The following is a 24880-nucleotide window of genomic DNA, read 5'->3' on the forward strand; positions in this document are numbered from 1 at the left end:
TGTCACAAAGAAAGCCTTTGACGGGCAAAGATAAAAGGGACCTTTACGAACGGTCATCCTCATCCAGCACAGGCCGTGTCTGCCAATCGAAGTAGATGGAGAGGATGCGCACTAAAAAGACGGTGAGCGTGGCCAGGATGGCCGCCAGGGTGTGATCGGCATGTCCCAACTCTACCATCCCTACAAAGATGCCGCATCCGAGAATCGCCGCTGCGGCGTAGAATTGTCCCGGCTTAAAAATGATCGGCTCCTCGCGGATCAGCACATCACGGATCAACCCTGCACCACAGGCATTAAAAATGCCCACCAGCACGGCCGCCAGGGGCACAAGTCCTTCCTGCAAGGCAGCTTCCGCTCCCACCACACCATAGGCGCCCAAGCCCAGGGCATCCACCAGGATGACCGTGCGCTTCAACCGGTGCATGCTGCCATGAAAGATGAGGGAAAGCACAAACGCTCCCAGGATCACCAGCAGGTATTTGGAATCGGTCACGGCCTTGGGTGGGCCGGCCTGGATAAAGATCGCATCCCGGATCAACCCCCCACCCAAACCCGACACAAACGACAGCATAAATACGCCGATGAAATCATACTTTTTGCGAATGGCCGTCAAGGCCCCGGACGCGGCAAACATGAAAACGGCAAGCAGGTCGAACACCAGGAAGGTGGTGTCAAAATCGATGTGGTCCATGAGGTGGGGTACGTTGTTCATAGCAAGGAATTAGTAGCACAAGGTAATTCGCAAACGACGATTCTGCATTCTCCACCCCCGTTCTTCCACAAATTGATTTTAGTATATTTGACCATCGTCCCTGAAGCATTATGAGAAGAAATTTTGTCATCGTCAGCACCATCGTCGTGCTGCTCATCCTCGTGTGGGCCTATTTCTGGAGAGACGCGCTCTTCGCGTTATTCCTGGTGGGGCCTTTTATTTTTATGGGTTATCACGACATGATCCAGACCAAACAGTCCATCAAACGCAACTTTCCATTGATGGGCAGGCTGCGCTATGTGTTTGAAGACCTGCGTCCCAAGATCCAGCAATATTTCGTGGAGTCCGATACCGATGGCTCGCCCATCAATCGCAACGACCGCTCGGTCATCTATCAGCGGGCCAAAAAGCAGGTGGATACCACGCCCTTTGGTACGCAGCTGAACGTGTACGCCGAAGGCTATGAGTGGATGAGTCACTCCATCGTGCCCCTCGATTTCCACGCCATCGACCACCATCCGCGCGTGCACGTAGGCAACAAAGATTGTACACAACCCTACAGCGCCAGCATACTGAATATCTCGGCCATGAGTTTTGGCTCGCTCAGCAGCAACGCCATCGAGGCGTTGAATGCCGGCGCCAAGATCGGCGGCTTTGCCCACAACACCGGCGAAGGTGGCTTGAGCCCGTATCACCTCAAACAAGGTGGCGACATCATCTGGCAAATTGGAACAGGCTATTTTGGTGCCCGCGACGAAGAAGGAAGATTCTCGCCCGAAGCGTTTCGCAAAAACGCCACGCGTCCCGAAGTAAAAATGATCGAGATCAAATTGTCGCAAGGCGCCAAGCCCGGTCACGGCGGCATTTTACCCGCCAAGAAAAACACACCCGAAGTGGCCGCCATCCGCTTAGTGAAAGCGGGCACCACCGTGTTCTCACCACCCTTCCACAGCGCCTTCTCCACACCAAAGGAAATGGTGCTCTTCATCAAGCAACTGCGCACGCTCTCCGGCGGCAAACCGATTGGGTTCAAACTGTGCGTGGGAAAGAAAAGTGAATTCATCTCCGTCTGCAAAGCCATGGTGGAACTCGACACCTACCCCGACTTCATCACCGTCGATGGTGGTGAGGGCGGCACCGGCGCGGCTCCCCCGGAGTTCTCCAATTTCGTGGGCATGCCCCTGCTGGACGGCCTCGCGTTCGTGGACAACATGCTGAAAGGATTCAACATCCGGCAACACATCAAGGTTGGTGCGTCTGGAAAAATTCTCACAGGCTTTCAACTATTGCGCGCCATGGCGCTAGGTGCCGACATGTGCAACAGCGCCCGTGCTATGATGATGGCCATCGGCTGCATACAAGCCCTGGAGTGCAACAAGAACAGTTGCCCCACTGGAGTGGCCACCCAAGATCCCGATCTTGTCAAAGGCCTGGTGATCGACGACAAAAAAGTGCGCGTCGCTAATTTTCACAAGAACACAATTGAAAGCTTTGTCGAATTGATGGGCGCGTCGGGAATCGACAAGCCGCAGAAATTGAACCGGCACCAGATAAACCGCCGCGTGTTTATGGACGAAGTGCGCACATTTGAAGAGATTTATCCTTCGGTTCCGCTGGGCGCTATGCTGGGTAACACCATTCCAGAGAAGTATCGCATGTCGTATGAATCTGCGAGCGCAGACAAATTTTAAGAACGCGATACGCAACGTTTCTAAACGCCGATCGAATGACAAAAAAAGAGGCTGTCCTTTTGGAGACAGCCTCTTTTTTTATGACGCTTACGCGATAGACTTAGCTTCCACAAGCTTCGCACGCATCCGGGTTATCGAGCGAGCAGGCCATGTCGGCGCGATTCTGATCGTAGTCGGATTGCGACTCGTAACGAATGGTTTGCTGATGCGCATCGGCCACGACGCTCTGTACGAGCATGGGCTCTGTCAAAACAGCCTCTGCCGAAACCGCGGCCTCTTGTTGCAAGCTGGGTTCTTGTACGACTTTGTCGAGTGTGAACTTGATCGCATCGGCTGCGGCGGTAGAGCGCAGGTAGTACATGCCGGTCTTCAAACCTTTCTTCCAGGCGTAGAAGTGCATGGAAGTGAGCTTGCCGAAGTTCGGGTTGGTGATGTGAATGTTCAGGCTTTGCGACTGGCAGATAAATGCACCGCGGTCGGCCGACATATCGATGATCGCCTTTTGCGAGATCTCCCACACCGTTCTGTAGATGTCTTTGATGTTCTGGGGTATCTCAGGGATATTTTGCACCGATCCGTTAGCACCAATAAGTTTCTGACGCATGTTCTCGCTCCATAGCCCGAGGTTCATCAGGTCTTTCATCAGGTGCTTGTTGGCAATGATGAATTCACCGGACAATGTTCTGCGGGTGTAGATGTTCGACGTATACGGTTCGAAGCATTCGTTGTTGCCGAGGATCTGTGATGTGGAGGCCGTAGGCATCGGGGCCAGCAACAGCGAGTTGCGCACACCGTTTTGCTTCACATCGCGTTTCAGGCGTTCCCAATCCCAGCGATTGCTCTTGGGTGTTACACCCCACATATCGAACTGGAAGATACCTTTGGACACCGGCGAACCTTTGAAGGTTTCGTAGGGGCCGTGTTGCTTGGACAACTCCATCGATGCCTCCATGGCACCGAAATAGATGGTCTCAAAAATGTCTTCGTTCAGTCTGCGCGCTTCTTCCGAATCGAACGGCATGCGGAGCAAGATGAAAACATCGGCCAATCCCTGCACACCCAACCCAATGGGGCGGTGACGCATGTTGGAATTGCGGGCCTCAATGACCGGGTAATAGTTGATGTCGATCACTTTGTTCAGGTTGCGGGTAGCCACCTTGGTGATCTCGTATAATTTCTGATGATCGAACTGGCCGTCTTCCGTGATGAACTTGGGCAGGGCGAGGGAAGCGAGGTTACAAACCGCCACTTCGTCGGGCGATGTATACTCGATGATCTCGGTGCACAGGTTGCTCGATTTGATGGTGCCCAGGTTCTTTTGATTCGATTTCTTGTTGGCGGCGTCCTTGTAGAGAATATAGGGCGTTCCGGTTTCGATCTGCGACTCGAGGATCTCGAACCACAGGTCTTGTGCTTTCACCTGGCGGCGGAACTTGCTTTCTTTTTCGTATTTCTCGTAGAGGCGTTCAAATTCTTCTCCATACACTTCGGCCAGACCGGGTGCTTCGTTGGGGCAGAACAGCGACCACATTTCGTTGTTCTCCACGCGCTGCATGAACAGGTCGGGGATCCAAACGGCGAAGAACAGGTCGCGTGCGCGCATCTCTTCTTTACCGTGGTTTTTCTTCAGGTCGAGGAAATCGAAAATATCGGCGTGCCAAGGTTCCAGGTAGATCGCGAAGCTGCCTTTGCGTTTGCCACCGCCTTGATCAACATAACGCGCGGTCATGTCGAAGTTGCGCAACATGGGCACGATGCCGTTGGAGGTTCCACCCGTTCCTTTGATATACGATCCTTTTGCACGCACATTGTGGATGCTGAGGCCGATACCACCGGCAGATTGCGAGATCTTAGCGCACTGTTTCAAAGTGTCGTAGATGCCGTCGATGCTGTCGTCCTTCATGGTCAACAGGAAGCACGACGACAGTTGAGGTTTCGGCGTGCCCGCGTTGAACAGGGTAGGTGTGGCGTGTGTGAACCATTTTTCAGAAAGCAGGTTGTAGGTCTCGATGGCCGCGGGAATATCTTCCCCGTGGATACCAACGGCTACACGCATGAGCAAATGCTGGGGACGTTCGATCACTTTGCCGTCTACCTTCATGAGGTAGGAGCGCTCCAGTGTTTTGAAGCCGAAGTAATCGTAAGCGAAGTCGCGGTCATATAAAATAGCCTCGTCCAGTTCGGCGGCGTGCTCTTTAATGACTTTCCAGGTTTCCTTGGAAATGAGCGGAGCGTTTTCGCCGGTCTTGGGGTCAACATATGTATACAGCCGTTTCATCGTGTTTGAGAACGACTTGCTGGTGACTTTGTGCAAATTGGAAACGGCGATGCGCGCCGCCAGCTTTGCGAAATCAGGATGCCGGGTAGTCATCGTTGCTGCGATTTCCGCGGCAAGATTGTCCAGCTCCTGCGTAGACACACCATCATAGAGGCCATTGATCACCTTCATGGCCAATTCTACAGGGTTGACGAACTTGGGATCTAAACCATAACAGAGTTTTTCAATTCGTGCGGTGATTTTATCAAATTTGACTGATTCTCTGTGTCCGTCACGTTTTAGTACAAGCATCTTGAGGGATTAGGGTTGTTGTGAGAGAAAGTTTAAAAAGTGATTGAATATATTAAAAATCTTCGTTCAGTGAAAACTTAGGAGTGGTTTCTTTTTCCGTGCTCTTCATCACTCCAGCCTTCTGATACTCGGCTACACGTTTCTCGAAGAAATTCGTTTTACCTCTTAGCGAAATCATCTCCATGAAATCGAACGGATTGGTAGCATTATAGACTTTTTTGCCAACCAATTCATTCAGCAGCCGGTCCGCTACAAACTCGATATACTGTCTCATTTGAACAGCGTTCATACCGATAAGGTTTACGGGCAGCGCATCGGTTACAAATTCTTTTTCAATCTCCACGGCATCTTTAATAATGTCGATCACGGTTTGCTCGGGCAGCTTATTCACCAGGTGCTGGGTGTAGAGATGGCAGGCAAAGTCGCAGTGCAGGCCTTCGTCGCGCGAGATCAGTTCGTTGGAGAAGCTGAGGCCTGGCATGAGGCCGCGTTTCTTCAGCCAGAAGATGGAGCAGAATGAGCCGGAGAAGAAAATACCTTCCACGGCGGCAAAGGCCACGAGGCGTTCGGCGAACGAACCCTTCTCGATCCAACGCAGCGCCCAGTCGGCTTTCTTTTTCACGCAATCCATGGTCTCGACGGCGTGGAAAAGCTTATCCTTTTCTTTGGGATCTTTTACATACGTATCGATCAGCAACGAGTAGGTCTCGGAGTGGATGTTTTCGATGGTGATCTGGAAGCCATAGAAGAACTTGGCTTCGGTGTATTGCACCTCGGAGATGAAGTGCTCAGCCAGGTTCTCATTTACGATACCGTCGCTGGCGGCAAAGAAGGCCAGCACATGGGTAATGAAATGACGTTCGCCGTCGTTGAGCCCTACCCAGTCTGTCAGGTCCTGGCTCAAATCGATTTCTTCGGCCGTCCAGAAGCTCGCTTCCGCCTGTTTATAGAATTTCCAGATCTCGTGTTGGCGGATGGGAAAAAGAACAAAGCGATCCTTGTTCTCCTTTAGTATGGGTTCTTCGAGGGTTCCGTGGCTCATGTCTCTCGGGTTTTTAGGGGTTAAACCAAAATATCAAAGGGTACTAGCCAAAGCTAACACCCGTTCATTTCTCCAGTAAAATCTTGTTTGCTTTGAAGAGGAAGTTGAATGCCTGCCCCGGTCAGCGTCAAGTGTACAAATGAACGTAGATTGGTTCTAAAAATCAAAACAGCGAATACAGCCTAAAAACAACGATTGTGGATAACTTGTTGAAGCTTTGTGGATAGATAAGTTACTGTAAAATAGTTCTTTAATCGGCCTGCGTTAGGGCGTTCTAGTAGCTAAACATGGGGGGTGAATTTTGAAAAAAATTTTTTTAGGCCCGGGAAGGGCCTTCCCACCAAAATAATTGAAACCCCGATTCCAATTTGTGGATTCTTTTTCTACCTTTGCAGTCCAATTTTTCAAAAAGCTATGTACGCAATAGTAGACATTGCCGGTAAACAGTTCAAAGTGGCTAAAGATCAATATATCTATGCCCCCAAGATGGAAGGCGAAGCAGGCACAGCCGTGCGCTTCGATAAAGTCCTTCTCATCGACGACGGTGGACAGATCAATATTGGCGCCCCTACTGTGAATGGCGCTACCGTATCAGGAAAGATACTGGAGCATGTAAAAGGCAATAAAGTTATTGTCTTCAAGAAAAAGAGACGCAAAGGCTATGTCGTGAAAAACGGCCATCGCCAGCAGTACACCAAAGTGCAGATCGAGAGCATCGGCTAATCCGACCCTCCGCACAGTAAATTAACCATTAACGAATAAACGCATAACCCACCATGGCACACAAAAAAGGTGAAGGTAAAGTAAAGAACGGCCGCGAATCGGAAAGCAAACGCCTTGGCATTAAGGTGTTCGGTGGCCAGAAAGTAATCGCCGGCAACATCATCGTTCGCCAGCGCGGCACCAAGCACCACCCCGGCAAGAACGTGGGCATCGGCAAGGATCACACCTTGTTCGCCCTCACCAACGGTGTGGTAGTTTTCAAGAAGAAAAGAGAAGACAAATCTTATGTATCGGTAGAGCCGATCGCAGAAGCATAAGTCGATCACTTCATAGCATCAGAAAAAGGCATTCCAGACGGGATGCCTTTTTTATTTGGGGTATTTTTTAAGTTTTTTTTAAGTTTTTTTTCGTGCGATTTAGCGCCTGCTTTTACTGAGATAATTCAATAAAAAAAAGTTAAAAATTTCTAGTGAAATAAACGATTCCCGCGCCTCGTCGTCTACCGGAACCGTTTGAAACGTTTTTTCGCCGCAGAAAGCCGGCAATTTCAAGAATGGGCACCCGAGCGCGTGCCTTTTTTTATTCTGAAAATTATGATGATTTACGGCTGATTCGGAATAAAATTCTGACAAGTGTATAACAAACAATATTAAAACGCACCCACCACTACTTCTGGGGGATTTTGTATTGGTATTAAATCCCCTATTTTGCGCCCGAATAATTTCATTAACCTAAATCATTTATGAGGAAGATTTTACATTTAGTCTTCGCGTGTGTTCTCGTCACAACGGCGTGGGCACAGGAGCGAACGGTAACAGGTCGAGTCACCTCCGTCGAGGACGGAAGTACGTTGCCCGGTGTTAACGTTGTCATCAAGGGTACCACCAACGGAACGTCCACCGACGCCAACGGTACCTACTCTCTCGCCGTGCCCGAAGGAAGCACCCTGGTGTTCACTTTCATTGGCCTGGAGACCAAAGAGGTTGAAGTCGGAAACCGGAGCGTTGTCGACATCGCATTGCCTATGGACATTTCGCAACTCAGCGAAGTGGTGGTTGTAGGCTACGGTACCCAAAGCCGTAAGGACATTAGCGGGTCCATATCTACGATTAAGGGATCGGAAGTGGCCCTGAACCCCGTACAAAGCTTTGATCAAGCCCTGCAGGGCCGCGCGGCCGGTGTGAACATCACTACACCCAATGGTGTGTTGAACAATGCCCCCGTTATCCGGATCCGCGGTGTGAACTCCATCAACCTCAGCTCTTACCCGCTGGTGGTTATTGATGGCGTGCCCACGTTCACGGTCGACAACTCTATGGGATCGGCTTCTACCAACTCGGCGGCCAACAACCCCCTGGGAAACATCAACCCCGGCGACATTGAAAGCATCGAAGTATTGAAAGACGCTTCGGCTAGTGCCATCTACGGATCGCGCGCCAGCGCCGGTGTATTGCTCATCACAACCAAACGCGGTACAAAAGGAAAATCCAAAATCAACTATGATGGTTGGGTTGGATGGACGCAACCCGTTCGCTTGTTCAACTTGCTGAACGCTCAGCAGTACATGGATGTCAAGAACGAAGCGCGCGCCAACAACGGCCAGGCAGCAGCGTTCTTCCCCACCAACGACGCTAACGGCAACATGATCGACACCGATTGGTACAAGGCTGTTTACCAGACCGGCTTCTCGCATTCGCACAGCCTCAACTACTCGGGTGGAACAGACAACACCACTTACTTCATGTCGGTAGGCTATACAGCCCAAGAAGGTATGTTGAAGAAAAACACCTTCGACAGAACAGTAGCCCGCGTGAACTTGGATCAGAAAATTGCTGAACGCATCCATGTCGGTGCCAATTTCTCGTATGCCAACTCCGTCAATGCTGCGCCCAATACCGGTTCCATCCCCGGGCAGGCCTTTAATACCGGTGGTCTCGGACGTCTTCCCCTGGTGACAGCACCCAACGTAGGCGCCTACAATGCCGATGGCACGTATAGCACCGACGGTGGGAACATTGGCAAAATGAGCAACACCGAACAGTCCGGTTTCTACAACCCCGTGATCGTGTTGGACAACGACTATTTTACTTCTACCGGCAACCAGATCAACGGAACGGTTTATGCGAGTGCAGAAGTGGTGAAAGGCCTTACGCTGAAAACCAGCTATGCCATCAACAACTTTACCATCGAAGACAAAAGCTATCAATCGCCCCTGAACGGCGACGGCTTTACGCCCAAGGGCTCGGTAACCAACACCCAACGCACCAACAAACGCTGGGACTGGCAAAACACGGCACAGTATGATCTGAACCTGGCCGATGCACACTTCTTCTCCTTCTTGGTGGGTGGCGAACAACAGTACACCAGTGTGGACCGTTGGGGTACAAACCGCACTACCTCGTCGGACATTTACTTCGACACATTCCAAGGCAACTTTGCCAACATCATCCCGACCAACAACTTTCAATCAGAGAACTTCCTGCTCTCTTATTTCGGTCGCGTGAACTACGACTTCAAGAAGAAATATTTTGCAACCTTCAACCTGCGCCGCGACGGATACTCTGCCTTTGCGCCGGGCAAGAAGTATGGTAACTTCTATGGTGGTTCTGTTGGGTACAACATTTCCGAGGAAGAATTCTGGAAAAATGCCTCTTTCAGCAGCACGCTAAACTTCTTCAAGATCAAAGCCAGCTACGGCAGCGTGGGTAACAACCAGGGTATCGACGACTTCGTTTGGCAGAACTTGTACAGCCCCGGATTATATGGTGGTGCATACACATTGAACTACAACCAAGTAGCGGCACTCAACCTGTCGTGGGAAACCAGCAAGAAAACCGACGTCGGCTTCAACTTCGGTTTGCTGCAAGATCGCATCACAGGTGAATTTGTTTACTACAACAACAAAGTCGACGGTTTGATCCTCTTTGTTCCGCAAGCGCCGTCCAAGGGTATTCCTAACCCCACGGCTGCAAACCGTAACCAGTTGTTGAAAAACGTTGGTGCCATGGTGAACAAAGGCATCGAATTCAGCGTGAAGGCCAATGCCCTGAATCGCGGCAGTTTCTCCTGGACGATCAGTGCCAACCTGACCACACTGAACAACAAGGTGACCTCGTTGGATTCCGATCAATCGCGCATCATCTCGTCCACCGCTTCGTTGGAAACTGCAAACGTAACCCAAGTGGGCCAACCGATAGGCTCGATCCTGGCCATACCGACCGAAGGTGTGAACCCTGCCAATGGACGACGTATTTTTGTGAAAGCCGATGGCACGCGCGTGCAATACGATCACTCCGCAGCACCGGCTTCGCGCTGGACCAAGGTCGACGACGGCTCGAACACGACTGCACCGACACAGGTGAACGATGGCAAAGTGTATGGCCCGACGCTGCCCACCTGGTATGGCGGTTTCGACAACACATTCAAATATAAGAGCTTCGACCTGGGTGTATTCGTGCAGTTCTCGGGTGGCAACTACATCTACAACGGTACGAAAGCCGGTTTGCGCGACATGCGCTTCTGGAACAACAGCACCGATGTGCTCGATCGCTGGACACCTGAACACACCAATGGAACCATTCCCCGCGTAGTGTATACCGACAACGTGTCGAACGGATCTTCTTTCCCGATTTCCGAAAACGTGGAAAAAGGCGACTTCCTGCGCGTGCGCAACATCTCGCTGGGCTATACGCTCAACAAAGATCTGATCAGTAAACTGAGGATGACCAACGCCCGTATCTACGCGCAGGTACAAAACGCATTCCTGATCACTGGTTATAAAGGTATCGACCCTGAGATATCTACCAACGGTAACAGCAACCTTACGCCAGGTATTGATCGGAACTCGATTGGCCAGGCGCGTACCTATACCGTGGGCTTGAGCATTGGTTTCTAATCCAAATTTTTGACGATCATGAAAAAGAATAAACTAAACATATTTACTTTTTGTACGGTGGTGACAGCGGGTCTGTTCTCCTGTCAAACCGACAAGCTGGAGCTCAACTCACAGACGAGCATGCCTTCCGACATTGTGTTCACAACGCCTTCGCGTGTAGAGCAACAAGTGAACGGTCTCTATGATGCGGTGAAAGACGGCGACTTTATGGGCAGCCGTTACCTGATCTACAGCGATATCCGCGGTGAAGAGTTTATGAACCGCCTTACCAACGGCGTAACCGGTTTGGCAACCTGGAACCACACCGAGAACTCGTCAACCAATGAGGTGAACAACCTGTGGCGCGCGGCTTATCAGGCGATCAACCAGGTCAACGTTTTCCTGAAAGGACTCGACGACAACGCTGCTCTTTTCGTTCCGCCGACTTTCTCTGCTGCATTTGCCACCACCACGGTAGACCAATATCGCGGCGAAGCCCGCCTGCTGCGTGGCATATCGTATTATTACTTGCTGCAACTCTATGCAAAGCCTTTTGTAGAAGGTGGTGCCAATCGTGGCGTGCCGCTCCGCTTGCAGGCCGAAACGAATTTTGACAACAACCTGTTGGCTAGCTCGAGTGTAGCCGATGTGTATGCACAGATCATCGCGGACCTGGATTTTGCAGAGCAAAAATTGCCGCTGACACCGGCTGCCGCTAACCGTGGCCACCGCAATGCCGCCATCGCGTTCAAGACCCGTGTTTACCTGACCATGCAACGCTGGAATGATGTGATCACCGAAGCGAACAAGATTGTTCCCGCTACGGCTCCGTTCAAGGCAGCTACCGGTGTGGACCATGCGCTTGCCGGTACTTTTGCTTCCGTGTTCACCTCTCCGTACAGCACCAGCGAAAGCATTCTTTCTTTCCCGTTCTCCACGCTTGACCCTCCCGGTACGCAAAACCAGCTCGGTTATTACTATCTGCCTGCTTCTGCTGGTACACCGACGACCAACACCGGTAACGGCGAATACTATTTGAACAGAAAAGGCATTCTCGGCGATACGGCGACGTTGTCAGTGACCGACGCCAGAAGAAAAATGACCACGAAAGTGATCATCAAGAACGCCGCGGGTGTAAAGACCGACTCGGCCTACTACCTCACGAAATTCTCGTCTGCATCGCCGTATACCGATAGCTCACCCGTTATCCGCTATGCGGAAGTGTTGCTGAATTTGTCGGAAGCCATCGTGCGTTCTACCAACTCGGTCGACAATCACGCGTTGGATCTTCTGAACGCCGTCAGAACACGTTCGGCAGGTGTTGCATATGCAGGTTTTGCCGATGCCGATGCCATGATCACCGCATTGCTGAAAGAAAGACGTGCCGAGTTCCTGGGTGAAGGCCTCCGTTCTACGGATTGTTTGCGTTTGGATCTGCCCCTTCAGGGCAAGGGTTCAATCCAGGCCTTGCTGCCTACAGATCCCATCTACACATGGCCATTGCCTCAATCGGAGTTGGCCGTTAACCCCGACGTGCAGAACATTAAATAGGTATTGATACTCCTAATGTTTCAAAGTAAAAGCCCCCGGAAACCTCCGGGGGCTTTTTTTGTCCCTTTTCCTACTTCATATCCCCAAGGCCACCAGACCAGATTCTAGAAAAGGTATGCCTTTAAAAAACGGTCCGACGCTACGTTCACGTGGGCTCCTGCTGACAATGCTGCATTACTGGATGACTTGAAATTGGAAAGAAGAATTGAATTCCTGGGAGAAGGTCTTCAAAGCATGGATATTCTTCGCCTCAATGAAGATTTTTCCGGCCAAAGGATCGGTTGGTGCTGTTCCTAGCACGGCCCTGAATTATATCTGGCCCATTCCTTCCAATGAATTGGCAGCGAATAAAATTGATGGAACGGAACAATTGATAATAATCCCTTCATTTAGAATTGAATTATAGAAGATGCCGTCTCAAATATGAGACGGCCTTTTCGTTTTGAGTGATTCTCGGAAGGAGCTTTTTGTTAAGTATAAATTGACAGCAGTCCTTGCCTTGAAACAATTGTAAAGATCAAGGACACCAGGCACAACGTTGAACGATAATATGCGACCCCTGCGTTCGGGGGTTTTGTACATCACAAACAACAATTCATTTGTGAGCCCGTTGACTATTTTATATTTGTTTAATACCCGTTTCAATTAACCCCATTAGCCTTATGAAAAAAAATCTTATGAAAGCCGCGTTCTTCATCGGCTTAGTCACCTCCCTGTCGCAATGCTCTGAAGTTCAACCAGCGACTTCTCCCGATCCAGGAATCGTTATTAGTGAGAAACAATTTCAGCCGCAGAAAGATATCGATTTCACGGGCGACTATCTTGTTTTCCGTACGCCGCAATTATTTGAGCAAACGTTGAATTCGATTCGTAATGCAGATCCACGTTCGGTAAGATCCTGGAGCGATCAACTTGGATTTGTTTCTATGCGTGTAATCTATGAGAAAGCCCTCGAGGAACAGGAGAAAAAACTCAATGAATTGCTTGCGCAATACCAAGCATACTCGCCAAATGATGCCAGATTGGATGTGGCTCCGATCTTTGAGCAGCCGGCTTTTGTAAAGGAGAATAAAGACTTGCTTATATTCCGAGAGAAGGGAATGATTGCTCGCCCGAAAGTCCCAAACTATGCCATAACAGCGTTAATCAACAAGAACGGTCTTGTAAAAGTAGCCGGTCATTTGTTTCAATATAACGAAGACAATATAAAGATTATCGTTGGAGGTGATCAAAGTAAAATAGAACTGCTACCAGTTACTAACGAAACAAACAAAAAGCTGAACATTATCGTGAATCCAATAACTCGAAAATTCCCAGCCGAATCTTCAAATGGCCGATACAACTATAGTTGGTCCGCAAAATCCAAGATGTTCCTTGATCCCACCTCGGCAAGTAATCAATTCTATTATAATACTGACGTCAGCATCATCTCAACGAATGTACCCGTATACGACACTACACCCGTGTGTGAACCTGCAGGTTGTGGAGAAGTGAGAGCAATGGACTGTACTTGTTATTTCCCTATCATCGGCTACGTGACCTTTACGACGTTTGAGAGTCATATGGAGGTGAGAAAAGTTTGGTTGGGCTTGATTGACACAGCTCATCAACCTAGCTATTCTACCATAACCGTTGATTATAAAATCGACAATGGAGCCTGGAGTAACGACCACACCTATACTTCGCTTAACTTATCCAACACCTATATAACCCTTTATGACGGCTCTCCTTACGTTAATTTTAGCTGCGGTAATCATGATTTCTATGCGCATCTTTATTCTTCCATCACCAGTCCAACCGTTAATCATTTATGGTGTGATTGAAGCGCGACAACTTTAGGTCTCAGCCTAGTCTCTCCGGAGACTAGGTTTTTTTTTGCTTCAACTTGTTAAACTCCGCCGTGTCCTTCAAAACCAACTCCACTTATTACCTCGTCAAGTTCTGATTTGCTTTGCGGTATACTGATAGCTCCCCGGCTATTCGCTATGTGGAGGTGTTAAATTTGTCTGAGGCCATGGTCCGTTCTGCGAACCCTGTAAACGCACAAGCATTGGATCTGTTGAATGCGGGACGGACACACTCCAAAGGAGTAGCCCATGCTACTTTCGCTGATTGGGTGTGATGCTCGCCGCATTGTTGAAAGAAAGACGTGCTGAGTTTCCTCGAGGGACTCCGCTTTTCCGACCGCATACGTCTTGATCTGTCCATCCAAGAGCAAGTCCACGATCCCTGCTGGCAATCCTATGTATGGCCTAAGCCTGCTTCTGAAGTAGCAGCCAATTCGCTTTTGGTGAAGAACTAAACAACAGTTTATCTGGAATTTGGGTGCTCCCGGAATTTTTTCCGGGGAGCTTTTTATGTCCTTAATTTCCTTCTTCGCTATCCCCCGGGCTACCAGCCCCCAACCTTAAAAAGCTATCCGTCTCACTAAAAACGGACCCGGCACCTCACGTTTTTTGGTAAAACCCAAAAAATATTTTTTAAATTTTTTGAGATGTATGGTAAAAAATAAACCTATTTAAAAGAATTTCAATCGTATTCAGAATTCTGAGCTTCATTTTTTACCCTACGTTTAACAAAAACGCTGAGTTTAGATCGATGTGTGGTATTTTCTTTTGCCGAATGCTCCCTTAAATTGGTGCCGTAAGTAACCTAAACCGAAAAACCTATGAAGAAAATTCTACTAACGTGTGTCACGTTAGTTTTTGCGCTATCCGTGATGGCGCAGGAGCGAACAGTGTCAGGGAAGGTGACCTCCGCCGAAGACGGGTCATCCTTGCCTGGCGTAAACGTGATTGTGAAAGGTACCGTCAACGGGTCGGTGACCAATGCCGAGGGGGCGTATACCGTTACCGTGTCGGGTAACAATGCGATCCTTGTTTTTTCATTTATCGGCTTAACCACAGCCGAAGTACCCGTGGGCGAGCAAAGCACGGTCGACATCCAGCTTTCATCAGACATCACGCAGCTTTCGGAAGTGGTCGTCACCGGCGTTGGTGTGGCCACCGACAAGCGGAAACTGGCGATCGCTGTTGAATCGGTGGGATCAAAAGATTTCCCGGCGGCGCCAACCGCTTCGATCGACCAGGCGCTGGTGGGTAAAATTGCCGGTGCACAAATCAGCAGCACCAACGGTACACCTGGAGCCGAGACAAACATTGTTTTGCGGGGCATCAACACCATCAACCGCGGCACGTCGCCGATCTACCTCGTGGACGGCGTCCAGGTGGGGGCCACCAGCCTTAACACCATCGATCTGAATGCCATCGATCACGTGGAGGTTGTTCAAGGGGCGGCATCTGCGACCATCTACGGCGCACAAGGCGCCAATGGCGTTATCCAGATGTTCACCAAGAAGGGAAGAGACGGAAAGGTGCACGTGGATTTCTCCAGCAGCGTGGCCAACAACACCTACCTGAACATCGGCGATCTTCGCAAAGCGCGGTTTCATGCCTTTGTGACCGACGGCGAAAACAACGTCATCGGTACATCCGGCAAACCCTTGACATTGGATCCCGCCACGCTGGTGTATAGCGAGAACGTGCAATACAACCCGTTGAGCACGACCAGTGTCTTGAACAAGCCCTACGACAAGAACCTGCAATACTATGATCACTTTGCCTTCTTTTTCAAACCGGCCAATACCTACAACAACAGTGTAACGGTTTCGGGAGGCAAAGAGAAAACGGATTTCCTCTTCACCGTATCCAACAACAAACAGGAAAGCAACATCATCGAGAACGGCGGCGTATCGCGCACGAACCTTACCGCCAACTTCGGTACCGAGATCGCGAAGGGTCTGACCTTCCGCAGCATCACCATGCTGGCCTACACCAAGAACACGATCAAGACGCAGGACAGAACCATCATCTACAGTATCAACAACGCGCGGCCCTTTGCCAACTTCGAGCAGGTGGACACCGACGGTGATGTGGGCGCTTATTTTGGCGACGCGGTGGGTGTGAACCACTTTAACCCGCTCTACTACCAGCGCAACACGAACGTGAAGGATAACAAGGAGGATTTCTTCCAGAACTTCAACCTGAACTACAAGTTGCCCAAATTTGTAGAGCTGGATCTTAAATATGGATTGAACTATCAGCACCAGGAGCAGCGCACTGTTTACGCCAACCAAACGGCAAACAACAACGCGACGGCTACCCAATCGTGGGTGTCGAACTTTGCGCCGGATGCGAAAGGTGAGATCGATGACTATTTCTTCAACAAAACATTCCAGAACTTCCTGGGTACGGCCATCATCTCGTTCGACTTCAAGGAAGATTTCAACTCGAACCTTCCCATCAAAACCGTAACGCAGGTGGCGTATGATGTGCGGAAGACAAACAACAAACAATACCTGAGCTATGGACTGGGTCTTCCCACCTACAGCCCGTTCACGGCCAGCCAGGCTACCACGTTTGTGGTTCCTGCCGCCGACATCGTGACGCGTTCCAAGACCGACCCCGTGTATTACGGTGGTGATTACACCGAGCCCTTCTTCACGTATGGCTACCTGGTCAACCAGCGCGTTGAATTCGGTGAGATTGCCGGTGTATCGGGTGGTTTTAGAAGCGATTATTCTTCTTCGTTCGGAAGAGGTTCCAAGCCCTTTACGTTCCCTCGCGGAGACGCCTATTTCAGATTGTCGTCGCTTAACTTCTGGAAAGACGGAGCCTTGGGAGGCGCCGTTCCCGACTTCAAGATCCGTGCGGCGTATGGCGAAGCCGGTATCCAGCCCAAGCCATTCGATCGTTATCCTACGTTGGGTACGAAGAGCCTGGGGACCTCCAACTCGTTCTACATTCCTTCGGCCCAACCGAATCCTGACCTGAACGTGGAGGTGTCGAAAGAACTGGAGATCGGGTCCGATTTTGGTGTTACGGTATTGCAGGGCACGAACTGGTTGAACGATATCGGTGTGTCGGTGTCCTATTGGAAAAGAAACACCAACAACGCCATCTTCGACGTGAACGTTGCTCCATCGGCCGGTCTGGGAACGTTGAGAGATAACGCCTTCTCGCTCGAGTCGAAAGGCTTCCAGGCCGCACTGAACTTTGCCATTTTCCAAAACAGCAACCTCACCTGGAACCTGACCACGAACTTCAGCAAGCAGACTTCCGAGATCACGGCGACCAACGGCCAGGAGATCGTGGTGCAGTCGAGCGCCGGAAGCACGAACTACGTGTTGAAGCCCGGTGAAAAGATCGGTCAGCTATACGGACGTGTCGCGTTGCACCACGTGGATGACAAGGCGCCCGATGGTACGTTCTTTATCCCCGAAGCACAGCAAGCTAACTACACGGTGGCCAGCAACGGCTTTGTCGTGAACACGGCGACGAAACAACCTGTGTTCTCCAGCAAGCTGTATAGCTTTGGCGATCCCAATCCGAAATTCAACATGTCGTTCATCAACAACTTGAGCTACAAGAATTTCCTCACGCTGGCCTTCCAGTTCGATTGGGTTCAGGGAAGCCACTTGTATAACCAAACCAAAGAGTGGATGTATCGCGATGGGATCCACAGCGATTACGAAAAGCCGATTACGATCAACGGCGAGACCGGCGCTTATACCGCATTCTACCGCGGTGTGTATGCGCAAGGTCAGGCCAACGGAACAAAAGATTATTTCTATGAAGATGCTTCGTTCGTTCGCCTGAGAAACGTTTCGGTGGGTATCGATCTCAACAAAGTACTTCACATCAACTCCATGCGGAAGCTTCAGCTCATGCTCACGGGCCGCAACCTGTTGACCTTCACGAACTACACGGGCATGGATCCGGAAGTGAGCTCGGGAACAGCCAACTCGGCGTTCGACCGCGGCGTGGATCACAACACGATGCCGAACTACAAGTCGTATCAGGTAGGTTTGAATTTTGGATTTTAAACCATGAAAAATTGTATGAAAAAGATATTACTATACATACTCACTATTTCGCTTGTCGGAACCTCGGTTTCCTGCAAAGACGATCTGGACATTCAGAACCCGAACCAACCGGGACTGGGAAGCGCATCGAGCGAGTCGGGCATAATTTCCCTGGCTCAGGGTGGCGTTTATATCAACGGATTCAAAGAATTGAAATACTATGATGGTGTTCCCGGATATTTTTGGACAGGAGCCATGGGCTTTCACGAATTGATGGGCGATGTCATTGGCGAAGAAGCGGCAAACATTTATGGGAACCAGATCGGTTGCCCGCAATATGTGATCCTGGACAATGGCACCAAGGTCCTCAACCCCAACTCACCAAACACACAATTGGGACTGATCCGCCTGATCAATGTCAACGCAAACGCGGGACAAAACACGTTGTTCTATGAGTGGGCCTACATGTATGCCATGAACAACGCCATGAACAATGTGCTGACGTTGGTGGAAAATGTAGAATTTACCGATCCCGTCGAAACGAAGAAAAGTATCGTCAAAGCATGGGCCTATTGGTGGAAGGGGTATGCCTACTCCAGGATCGGGTCCACTTACTATGCGGGGTTGATCAACAACGAGGTGAATAAGACCAACGGTGATTATGTTACCAAGGAAGCGATTATCGCCGAATCCAATTCAAATTTTGATCTGGCCGCCGCACAACTTGCCGGCTTGAGCGACGACGACACGTACCGTAGCGTCGTGGGCGAATTGATCCCCAGCTTCAACCAGGTTGGAAAAGGCGGTGTGCCGACTCCGGCGATGTGGACAAGAGGCATCAACACCATGAAGGCACGGAATCTTTTAGTGAACACGCCGGTTGCCGACATGACGCCGGCACAATGGCAGGACATCATCACGTTGACAAACAATGGTCTGGCGGCCGGCGACATGGTGTTCACCGGACGCTCGAATGATAACGGCGATTTCATTTCGGCAACCAGCGGAGCCATCGCGCCCAAATCGACCGGGAATCCGGGAAGTGGGATCACCTATAAGATCAGCGAGCGCCTGATCCAGGAGTTCAAACCGGGCGACAAACGACTGGACAATAATTTTGAGCAGTTGGCTGCCCCCTGGAGAGGCGAGTCATCGCGCGGAAATGTTTTCAACACGCGCTACCAAATGTTGAATGGAGGAGACGGCATTGCGGGCACGATCATCATGAGCAGCCGCGAAACCGGCGAATATGAATTGTACCTGGCCTCGACCTATGAAGAGAATCTTTTGATGAGTGCGGAAGCCAAGATCAATACTTCGGACATCGAAGGCGGCCTTGCCCTGATCGATAAGCTTCGCACCGAGCAAGGGGCGGGACTGACGGCCGTGGCAGGAACCGGCCTGACGTTCGACGACGCGAAAGAAGAACTTCGCCGGGAGCGAAGAATTGTCATGGCGTTCAGAGGTCTTTCTTTCTATGATGCGAGACGCTGGGGGGTCACGAAGGACATCAGCGCGGGTGGAGGAAGAACAGGAGCGGTTGTAGTGGACAATTCCGGTGTGGTGAGCACGAATGCGACCATCAACTACAGCTACCTGGATTACTGGGATGTGCCGGATAACGAATTGACCTACAATCCGGCTTCCGCCGAAAGCGCTCCGGTTAAGAACCCGATGGGGCTATAATCCACAGATTTATCAATTCTCTCTATAATATAAAGGGACTCCCGGCAACGGCAGTCCCTTTTTATATTGATTTCCATCCCTGTAAAATGCGAATAACGCAACGTAACGCAGTATTTGGCCTTTGCCATTGAAAATACCGCAAAAAAAACGACTTGCGGTATTTCCTTTTGTGCTTTACTACCTTAAATTGGGTCCGGATATTATACAATAACCTAAACCTAAACCTATGAAGAAGTATCTACTAACGTGGTGCGCGTTAGCTTTTGCGCTGTTTTCTTTTGCGCAGGAGCGGACGATCACCGGTAGGGTCTCGTCCTCCGAAGACGGCTCGTCCCTTCCCGGTGTAAACGTGGTGGTCAAAGGAACCACAAATGGAACGGTTACCGATACCGACGGTAACTATAAATTGACAGTCCCCTCCGGAGATGCCAGCCTGGTGTTTTCTTTTATCGGTCTCCTCACCCAAGAAGTGCCAGTTGGCGACAGAACAACTTTAGATGTTCAACTTACCTTAGATGTCAAGCAACTTTCCGAAGTCGTGGTTACCGCTCAGGGTATCGAGCGCGAGCGCAAAGCCCTTGGGTATGCGTCGACGACCATCTCCTCGGCAGACCTTGCTAACAAGCCTGAGACCGACGTAGGACGGGCGTTGCAAGGAAGAACCCCCGGTCTCCAGATCCTGAACTCTTCGGGTATGGCCGGTGCTGGTTCCAAGATCAACATCCGCGGTATCAGCTCGGTGAACGGAAATACACAACCCCTGTGGGTTGTCGATGGTATTCCGATCAACACATCGACCAACGATTCCAACACCGACTTCCGCGATGGTAACATTGCGCCTTCGCGTTTTATCGACATTGATCCCAACAACATTGCCAGCATCAACATCCTGAGAGGTTTGAGCGCCACAACCTTGTATGGTTCGCTGGGAAGAAATGGTGTGATCCTGGTGACGACCAAGTCGGGCGCCAGCAGCAAGCAGCAGCAAAAATTTGAAGCCAGTGTGAGCCAGTCTTATTTTGTGATCCAGGCCATTTTGCCGGAGTATCAAAATAAATGGGCCAACGGTTTCGATGGTGACTATGGTGAATTCTTCAGTAACTGGGGAAGCTTGTTTTCCAACAACGTAGCCGTAGGAAAACACCCTTACTACGAACACCGCGCACTTTTCCCGGATCATCCGGAATTTAACGATGCCACCGGATACGTTCCCAAGCCGGCGCCAAACAACGTGAAAGATTTCTTCAAGAAAGGATCATCGTCGAACACGTCGTTGAACCTGGGTTTCAAAGGTGAAAACTCCAGCCTGAACCTGAACTATAGCCACTTGGATGAAAGCGGTTATATTCAGAACAACAACATGAAGCGCGACAACCTCGCACTGGGCGGAACGGCAAACCTGACCAAAAAACTCTCCATCACCAGCACATTCAATTTTGTGCGGACTGAGATCAAGAGCCCTCCGACCGGAGCCGGCACAGGTAGTAACTCCACCGGTGGACCTTCCGTGTTTGCAAACTTGTTCTACGTGCCCCGTAACATCGACCTGATGAACTGGCCCTATGAGAACCCCATTACACACGCCAGTGTTTACTATCGCAACGGTAACGACGTTACCAACCCCCGCTGGCTGCTGAGCAACGCGCAACAGACTTCGAAGACAAACCGCTTCTTTGCCAACGTGAGCCTGAACTATGAGCTCACCAACTGGTTGAAGGCAAGCTACCGTCTGGGCTTGGATACCTATTCTGAAAAACAAACCTATTGGCTGAACAAAGGCTCGGTGGGCTATCCTACGGAAGCTCAACTTTTGTCAAACGGTCTTTATCGCTCTGTCAACTTCCTCAATACGATCGTGGATCACACCTTCATGTTGAGCCTCAACAAGGAGATCGCCACCGATCTTGATCTGACCGGCGTAGTAGGTTTCAACGCCCGCACCGATACCAACGAGCAATCCGGTTTGGAAAGCTCCGGACAAGTGGTGTATGGCTTGATCGAGCACCGTAACTTCTCCAACACAACGTCACGCGACTTCAGAGGTAACAACCTGAACAAGACCATGCGCAGAACCTGGGCAGGTGCCTATTTCGACATGGGTCTCGGTTACAAAGACTTCTTGTATGTGAACCTGACCGGCCGGAACGACTGGTCGACCACACTTGAAAAAGCTAACCGCTCTTTGTTCTATCCTGGTGCCAGCTTGTCGTTCATCCCCACAACGGCCTTCCCTGACTTCGCTTCCGGAGTATTGGAATTCCTGAAGTTAAGAGCCGCCTACGGTACTTCGGCAAACTTCCCCGAGCCTTATAACACGCGTCCTTACCTGGCCATCAACGCCCAGGCTTCCCAGGACGTGCAAGGCATCGTTTCCACCCAAGGAACGCCTACTGTTTTGGCCAACAAGAACCTGAAGCCTGAGTTGCTGACGGAAATTGAATTCGGATTGGAAGCGCAATTGCTGGACAACCTGGCCAAGGTCGATCTCTCGTATTATAACAGACAAGCAAAAGATCAAATCCTGAATCGCTCGCTCGACCCTTCAACCGGTTATCAAACCACGCTGATCAACGCCGGCTCTATCCGCAACAAGGGTGTTGAACTTGGTTTGACGATCAGCCCCTTCCGCAAAGGAGATTTCCATTGGGATGTTCGCGTGAACTACACCAAGAACATTTCGAAAGTGGAAAGCTTGCCCGAAGGATCGAAAGAGATCCTCATCGGTGGATTTACCAACCTGGGTAACTTTGCCATCGAAGGACAACCTTTCAACGTTATCCAAGGAAACTATACACAGCGAAATGACAAAGGCGAATACCTCGTTGACGAAAACGGCAACTGGGTGATCTCCAATGACATTAAGGTCATTGCCAACCCGAACCCGAAATGGTTGGGATCGTTGATCAGTGACATGAACTACAAAGGCATCAACTTTGGATTCCAGTGGGACTATGTGAATGGCGGACAGGTTTATTCCTATACAGCGGCTACCATGGTGGGTCGCGGTGTGGCGAAAGATCTGGAGGCCTTCAATCCCGGTCTTCCCCTCATTCTTCCCGGTGTGAAGCAGTCGGACGGAACGCCTAACGATCTTCCGGTAACTACTTCCGGTATGTTCTTTGGAAACTCCATCATCGGTGGATCGGCCAACGACAGAGGCGTTTTCGATGCGACACGCATCCGCTTGAGAGAAGTTAAATTGGGCTACTCCCTGCCTTCTTCGATCACCACCAAATTGGGTGTACGGGGAATCAACATTTCCTTCCTGGGTAGCAACCTCTGGTTCCGTGCGATCAATGCGCCGAAATACTCCAGAGCCGATTTCGACAGAACGGCTTTCGGTGTGGGCAATGGCGCAGGCTTCGACTTCCTGGGCGGTCCTTCGGCCAGACGTTATGGTGTTAACCTTCGGATAACTTTATAAGCGACGAACAATGAAAAAGATATATAAATATTTCACTCTGACCCTGATCCTGTTCGCCATGTCTTGTAACATGGACAGAGATCTGGATAACCCGAATGAAGCATCAACCAGCCAGGCAAACGTGGACCTGTTGATGAATAAGATCCAATTGGATTTTGCTGCGTTCTATTCCCTGGTATCCGGTAATGATATTTCGGGTGTTACAGGAACCAACGTGGGCGTCAACCAAGTCGTGCGGATGATGGCGATGATCAGCGGTTCCACCTATGAAAGAGCCTTGATCTCTCAGAATTTCGATCAGATGTGGACACGTGCTTACCAGGACGTGCTGATCAACATCGAAACCCTGCTTCCGATGGCGAAAGACGGAAACTTTATGGTGCATTCAGGTTCCGCCAAGGTCCTGAAGGCTTACATCTATATTACGCTGGTGGACGTGTTTGGCGACGTTCCGAAGACGGAAGCGTTGCAGGGAACGACCGGTGTATTTAACCCGAAAGCTGACCCTGGAGCCCAGATCTATGCCGAAGCCATCGCGCTTCTGGATGAAGCCAAAACAGATCTGGCAGCCAGTGGACATGGCCTTGACAGAGACATCTATTACGGCGGCGACACTGACAAATGGATCACGCTGGCCAATTCGTTAAAGTTGAAAGCCTGGATGAACATCTCTACCGATCCTGCCCGCAAAGCAGAAGCGGTAACAGCGATCACAGCCTTGTTGGCCGACGGCGATCTCATCGATACCGATGCTGAAGAATTCACTTACAAATACGGAACAGCAGACATTCCTGCCCGCTCCCGCCATCCTCAGTATCGCCAGTTCTATACACCGGCAGAAGGTAACGGCACAGGTTATGTTGGAAACTATTACCTGAAGGAAGCCTACAATGGAAAAGGGATCGAAGATCCTCGCTGGAGATATTATTTCTTCCGCCAGGTCGGTTCCATTGACCAAGCCCTTTCTATCGATGGAGAATCTGTTCCTTGTGTGTTAAACCCGAAGCCTCTTCACTATGGCACCGGAACTCCTTTCTGCACATTTGAGCCCGGTTTCTTCGGTCGCGATCACGGCGATGCCAGTGGAACGCCTCCCGACGGAACAGTGAAGACCGTGGTGGGTGTATATCCTGCCGGTGGATTGGCTGACACCAACATCACCTATACAAATCCAGATGACGAGAGACCCGGCGACGGTAAAGGTGCTGACTTTTATTTGCCCGTCGTTCAAGGCCTTGGCGGAAATGGTAAAGGAATCGAACCCATTTTCATGTCCTTCTTCATTGACTTTATAAAGGCTGAAGCGGCCCTCCGCTTGGGTATTGGAACCCCTGCCGACGCAAAAGCATCGATGACAACAGGTATCGATAAGTCGATCAATCGGGTAAAAGCCATGGGAGAATCCCTTGGACAGACCGTTCCCGAATCGATGGTTGCCTCTGCACCGGACTACAAGATCTTCGTGGGCAATCTCTTCGATGCATCCGACGATAAGCTTGACGTGGTGATGAAAGAATACTATCTCGCGCTGTTTGGAAACGGTATTGAGGCCTATAACCTCTATCGCAGAACAAGCTCGCCGAAGAACATTCAGCCCATGCTTGCGCTTAACGGTGGAAAGTTTGCGATGTCGCTCATCTACCCCGCAGTCTATGCCAACCTGAACGGATCGGTGACTCAAAAGACAGATGGATCAGTGAAAGTTTTCTGGGACAAAAATCCCGATGACCTTAAATAAACGAAAC

General features: G+C 50.4%; 13 protein-coding genes. 10 read left to right on the plus strand and 3 right to left on the minus strand.

Going from position 1 to position 24880, the window contains the following annotated elements:
- Nucleotides 1-43: 43 nt before the first annotated feature.
- Nucleotides 44-712, minus strand: coding sequence for a trimeric intracellular cation channel family protein (locus tag BUB30_RS28250; RefSeq protein ID WP_221408817.1), 669 nt, complete (start codon nucleotides 710-712; stop codon nucleotides 44-46).
- A 110-nt stretch (nucleotides 713-822) separates the two neighbouring features.
- On the opposite strand from BUB30_RS28250, the gene BUB30_RS28255 reads away from it, so the two are divergent.
- The gene (locus tag BUB30_RS28255; RefSeq protein WP_073141417.1) at nucleotides 823-2403 is read left to right on the plus strand and encodes an FMN-binding glutamate synthase family protein; all 1581 of its coding nucleotides are present in this window, start codon (nucleotides 823-825) and stop codon (nucleotides 2401-2403) included.
- 100 nt (nucleotides 2404-2503) lie between these two features.
- Here the strand turns inward: BUB30_RS28255 and BUB30_RS28260 are convergent, their stop codons facing one another.
- Nucleotides 2504-4972, minus strand: a complete 2469-nt coding sequence (locus BUB30_RS28260) for a ribonucleoside-diphosphate reductase subunit alpha (RefSeq protein ID WP_073141419.1) — start codon at nucleotides 4970-4972, stop codon at nucleotides 2504-2506.
- A gap of 52 nt (nucleotides 4973-5024) precedes the next feature.
- Nucleotides 5025-6014: a ribonucleotide-diphosphate reductase subunit beta gene (locus BUB30_RS28265; RefSeq protein ID WP_073141421.1), complete on the minus strand. Its 990-nt coding sequence runs from the start codon at nucleotides 6012-6014 to the stop codon at nucleotides 5025-5027.
- Nucleotides 6015-6428: 414 nt separating this feature from the next.
- On the opposite strand from BUB30_RS28265, the gene rplU reads away from it, so the two are divergent.
- The 9 genes from rplU (at nucleotide 6429) to BUB30_RS28310 (ending at nucleotide 24873) form a co-directional block, all read left to right on the plus strand.
- Nucleotides 6429-6737, plus strand: a complete 309-nt coding sequence (gene rplU / locus BUB30_RS28270) for a 50S ribosomal protein L21 (protein ID WP_073141423.1) — start codon at nucleotides 6429-6431, stop codon at nucleotides 6735-6737.
- A 53-nt stretch (nucleotides 6738-6790) separates the two neighbouring features.
- Nucleotides 6791-7054: a 50S ribosomal protein L27 gene (gene rpmA / locus BUB30_RS28275; protein WP_073141425.1), complete on the plus strand. Its 264-nt coding sequence runs from the start codon at nucleotides 6791-6793 to the stop codon at nucleotides 7052-7054.
- Between the two features lie 425 nt (nucleotides 7055-7479).
- Nucleotides 7480-10632 (plus strand): SusC/RagA family TonB-linked outer membrane protein, encoded by a 3153-nt coding sequence (locus BUB30_RS28280; RefSeq protein WP_073141427.1) that lies wholly within the window; start codon nucleotides 7480-7482, stop codon nucleotides 10630-10632.
- An 18-nt stretch (nucleotides 10633-10650) separates the two neighbouring features.
- Nucleotides 10651-12162 carry a RagB/SusD family nutrient uptake outer membrane protein gene (locus BUB30_RS28285; RefSeq protein ID WP_073141429.1) on the plus strand — a complete coding sequence of 504 codons (1512 nt, stop codon included), beginning with the start codon at nucleotides 10651-10653 and terminating at the stop codon, nucleotides 12160-12162.
- A 662-nt stretch (nucleotides 12163-12824) separates the two neighbouring features.
- Nucleotides 12825-13985: a hypothetical protein gene (locus BUB30_RS28290; protein WP_073141431.1), complete on the plus strand. Its 1161-nt coding sequence runs from the start codon at nucleotides 12825-12827 to the stop codon at nucleotides 13983-13985.
- An 845-nt stretch (nucleotides 13986-14830) separates the two neighbouring features.
- A complete protein-coding gene (locus BUB30_RS28295; RefSeq protein ID WP_073141433.1) occupies nucleotides 14831-18046 on the plus strand; it encodes a SusC/RagA family TonB-linked outer membrane protein in 3216 nt (1071 codons plus the stop codon).
- A gap of 15 nt (nucleotides 18047-18061) precedes the next feature.
- A complete protein-coding gene (locus tag BUB30_RS28300) occupies nucleotides 18062-19711 on the plus strand; it encodes a RagB/SusD family nutrient uptake outer membrane protein (RefSeq protein ID WP_143165123.1) in 1650 nt (549 codons plus the stop codon).
- Nucleotides 19712-19937: 226 nt separating this feature from the next.
- A complete protein-coding gene (locus tag BUB30_RS28305; RefSeq protein WP_073141436.1) occupies nucleotides 19938-23135 on the plus strand; it encodes a SusC/RagA family TonB-linked outer membrane protein in 3198 nt (1065 codons plus the stop codon).
- A gap of 10 nt (nucleotides 23136-23145) precedes the next feature.
- Entirely contained in the window at nucleotides 23146-24873 is a 1728-nt protein-coding gene (locus BUB30_RS28310; RefSeq protein ID WP_073141437.1) for a SusD/RagB family nutrient-binding outer membrane lipoprotein, read from the plus strand.
- Nucleotides 24874-24880 lie beyond the last annotated feature (7 nt).

Origin of the sequence: Chryseolinea serpens (genome assembly GCF_900129725.1) — a bacterium.
In the GTDB taxonomy this organism is placed as follows: Bacteria; Bacteroidota; Bacteroidia; order Cytophagales; family Cyclobacteriaceae; genus Chryseolinea; species Chryseolinea serpens.

Coding starts and splice junctions, on each gene's coding strand:
- BUB30_RS28250 (WP_221408817.1), bottom strand. CDS start 712: ATGAACAACGTACCCCACCTCATGGACCACATCGATTTTGACACCACC.
- BUB30_RS28255 (WP_073141417.1), top strand. CDS start 823: ATGAGAAGAAATTTTGTCATCGTCAGCACCATCGTCGTGCTGCTCATC.
- BUB30_RS28260 (WP_073141419.1), bottom strand. CDS start 4,972: ATGCTTGTACTAAAACGTGACGGACACAGAGAATCAGTCAAATTTGAT.
- BUB30_RS28265 (WP_073141421.1), bottom strand. CDS start 6,014: ATGAGCCACGGAACCCTCGAAGAACCCATACTAAAGGAGAACAAGGAT.
- rplU (WP_073141423.1), top strand. CDS start 6,429: ATGTACGCAATAGTAGACATTGCCGGTAAACAGTTCAAAGTGGCTAAA.
- rpmA (WP_073141425.1), top strand. CDS start 6,791: ATGGCACACAAAAAAGGTGAAGGTAAAGTAAAGAACGGCCGCGAATCG.
- BUB30_RS28280 (WP_073141427.1), top strand. CDS start 7,480: ATGAGGAAGATTTTACATTTAGTCTTCGCGTGTGTTCTCGTCACAACG.
- BUB30_RS28285 (WP_073141429.1), top strand. CDS start 10,651: ATGAAAAAGAATAAACTAAACATATTTACTTTTTGTACGGTGGTGACA.
- BUB30_RS28290 (WP_073141431.1), top strand. CDS start 12,825: ATGAAAAAAAATCTTATGAAAGCCGCGTTCTTCATCGGCTTAGTCACC.
- BUB30_RS28295 (WP_073141433.1), top strand. CDS start 14,831: ATGAAGAAAATTCTACTAACGTGTGTCACGTTAGTTTTTGCGCTATCC.
- BUB30_RS28300 (WP_143165123.1), top strand. CDS start 18,062: ATGAAAAAGATATTACTATACATACTCACTATTTCGCTTGTCGGAACC.
- BUB30_RS28305 (WP_073141436.1), top strand. CDS start 19,938: ATGAAGAAGTATCTACTAACGTGGTGCGCGTTAGCTTTTGCGCTGTTT.
- BUB30_RS28310 (WP_073141437.1), top strand. CDS start 23,146: ATGAAAAAGATATATAAATATTTCACTCTGACCCTGATCCTGTTCGCC.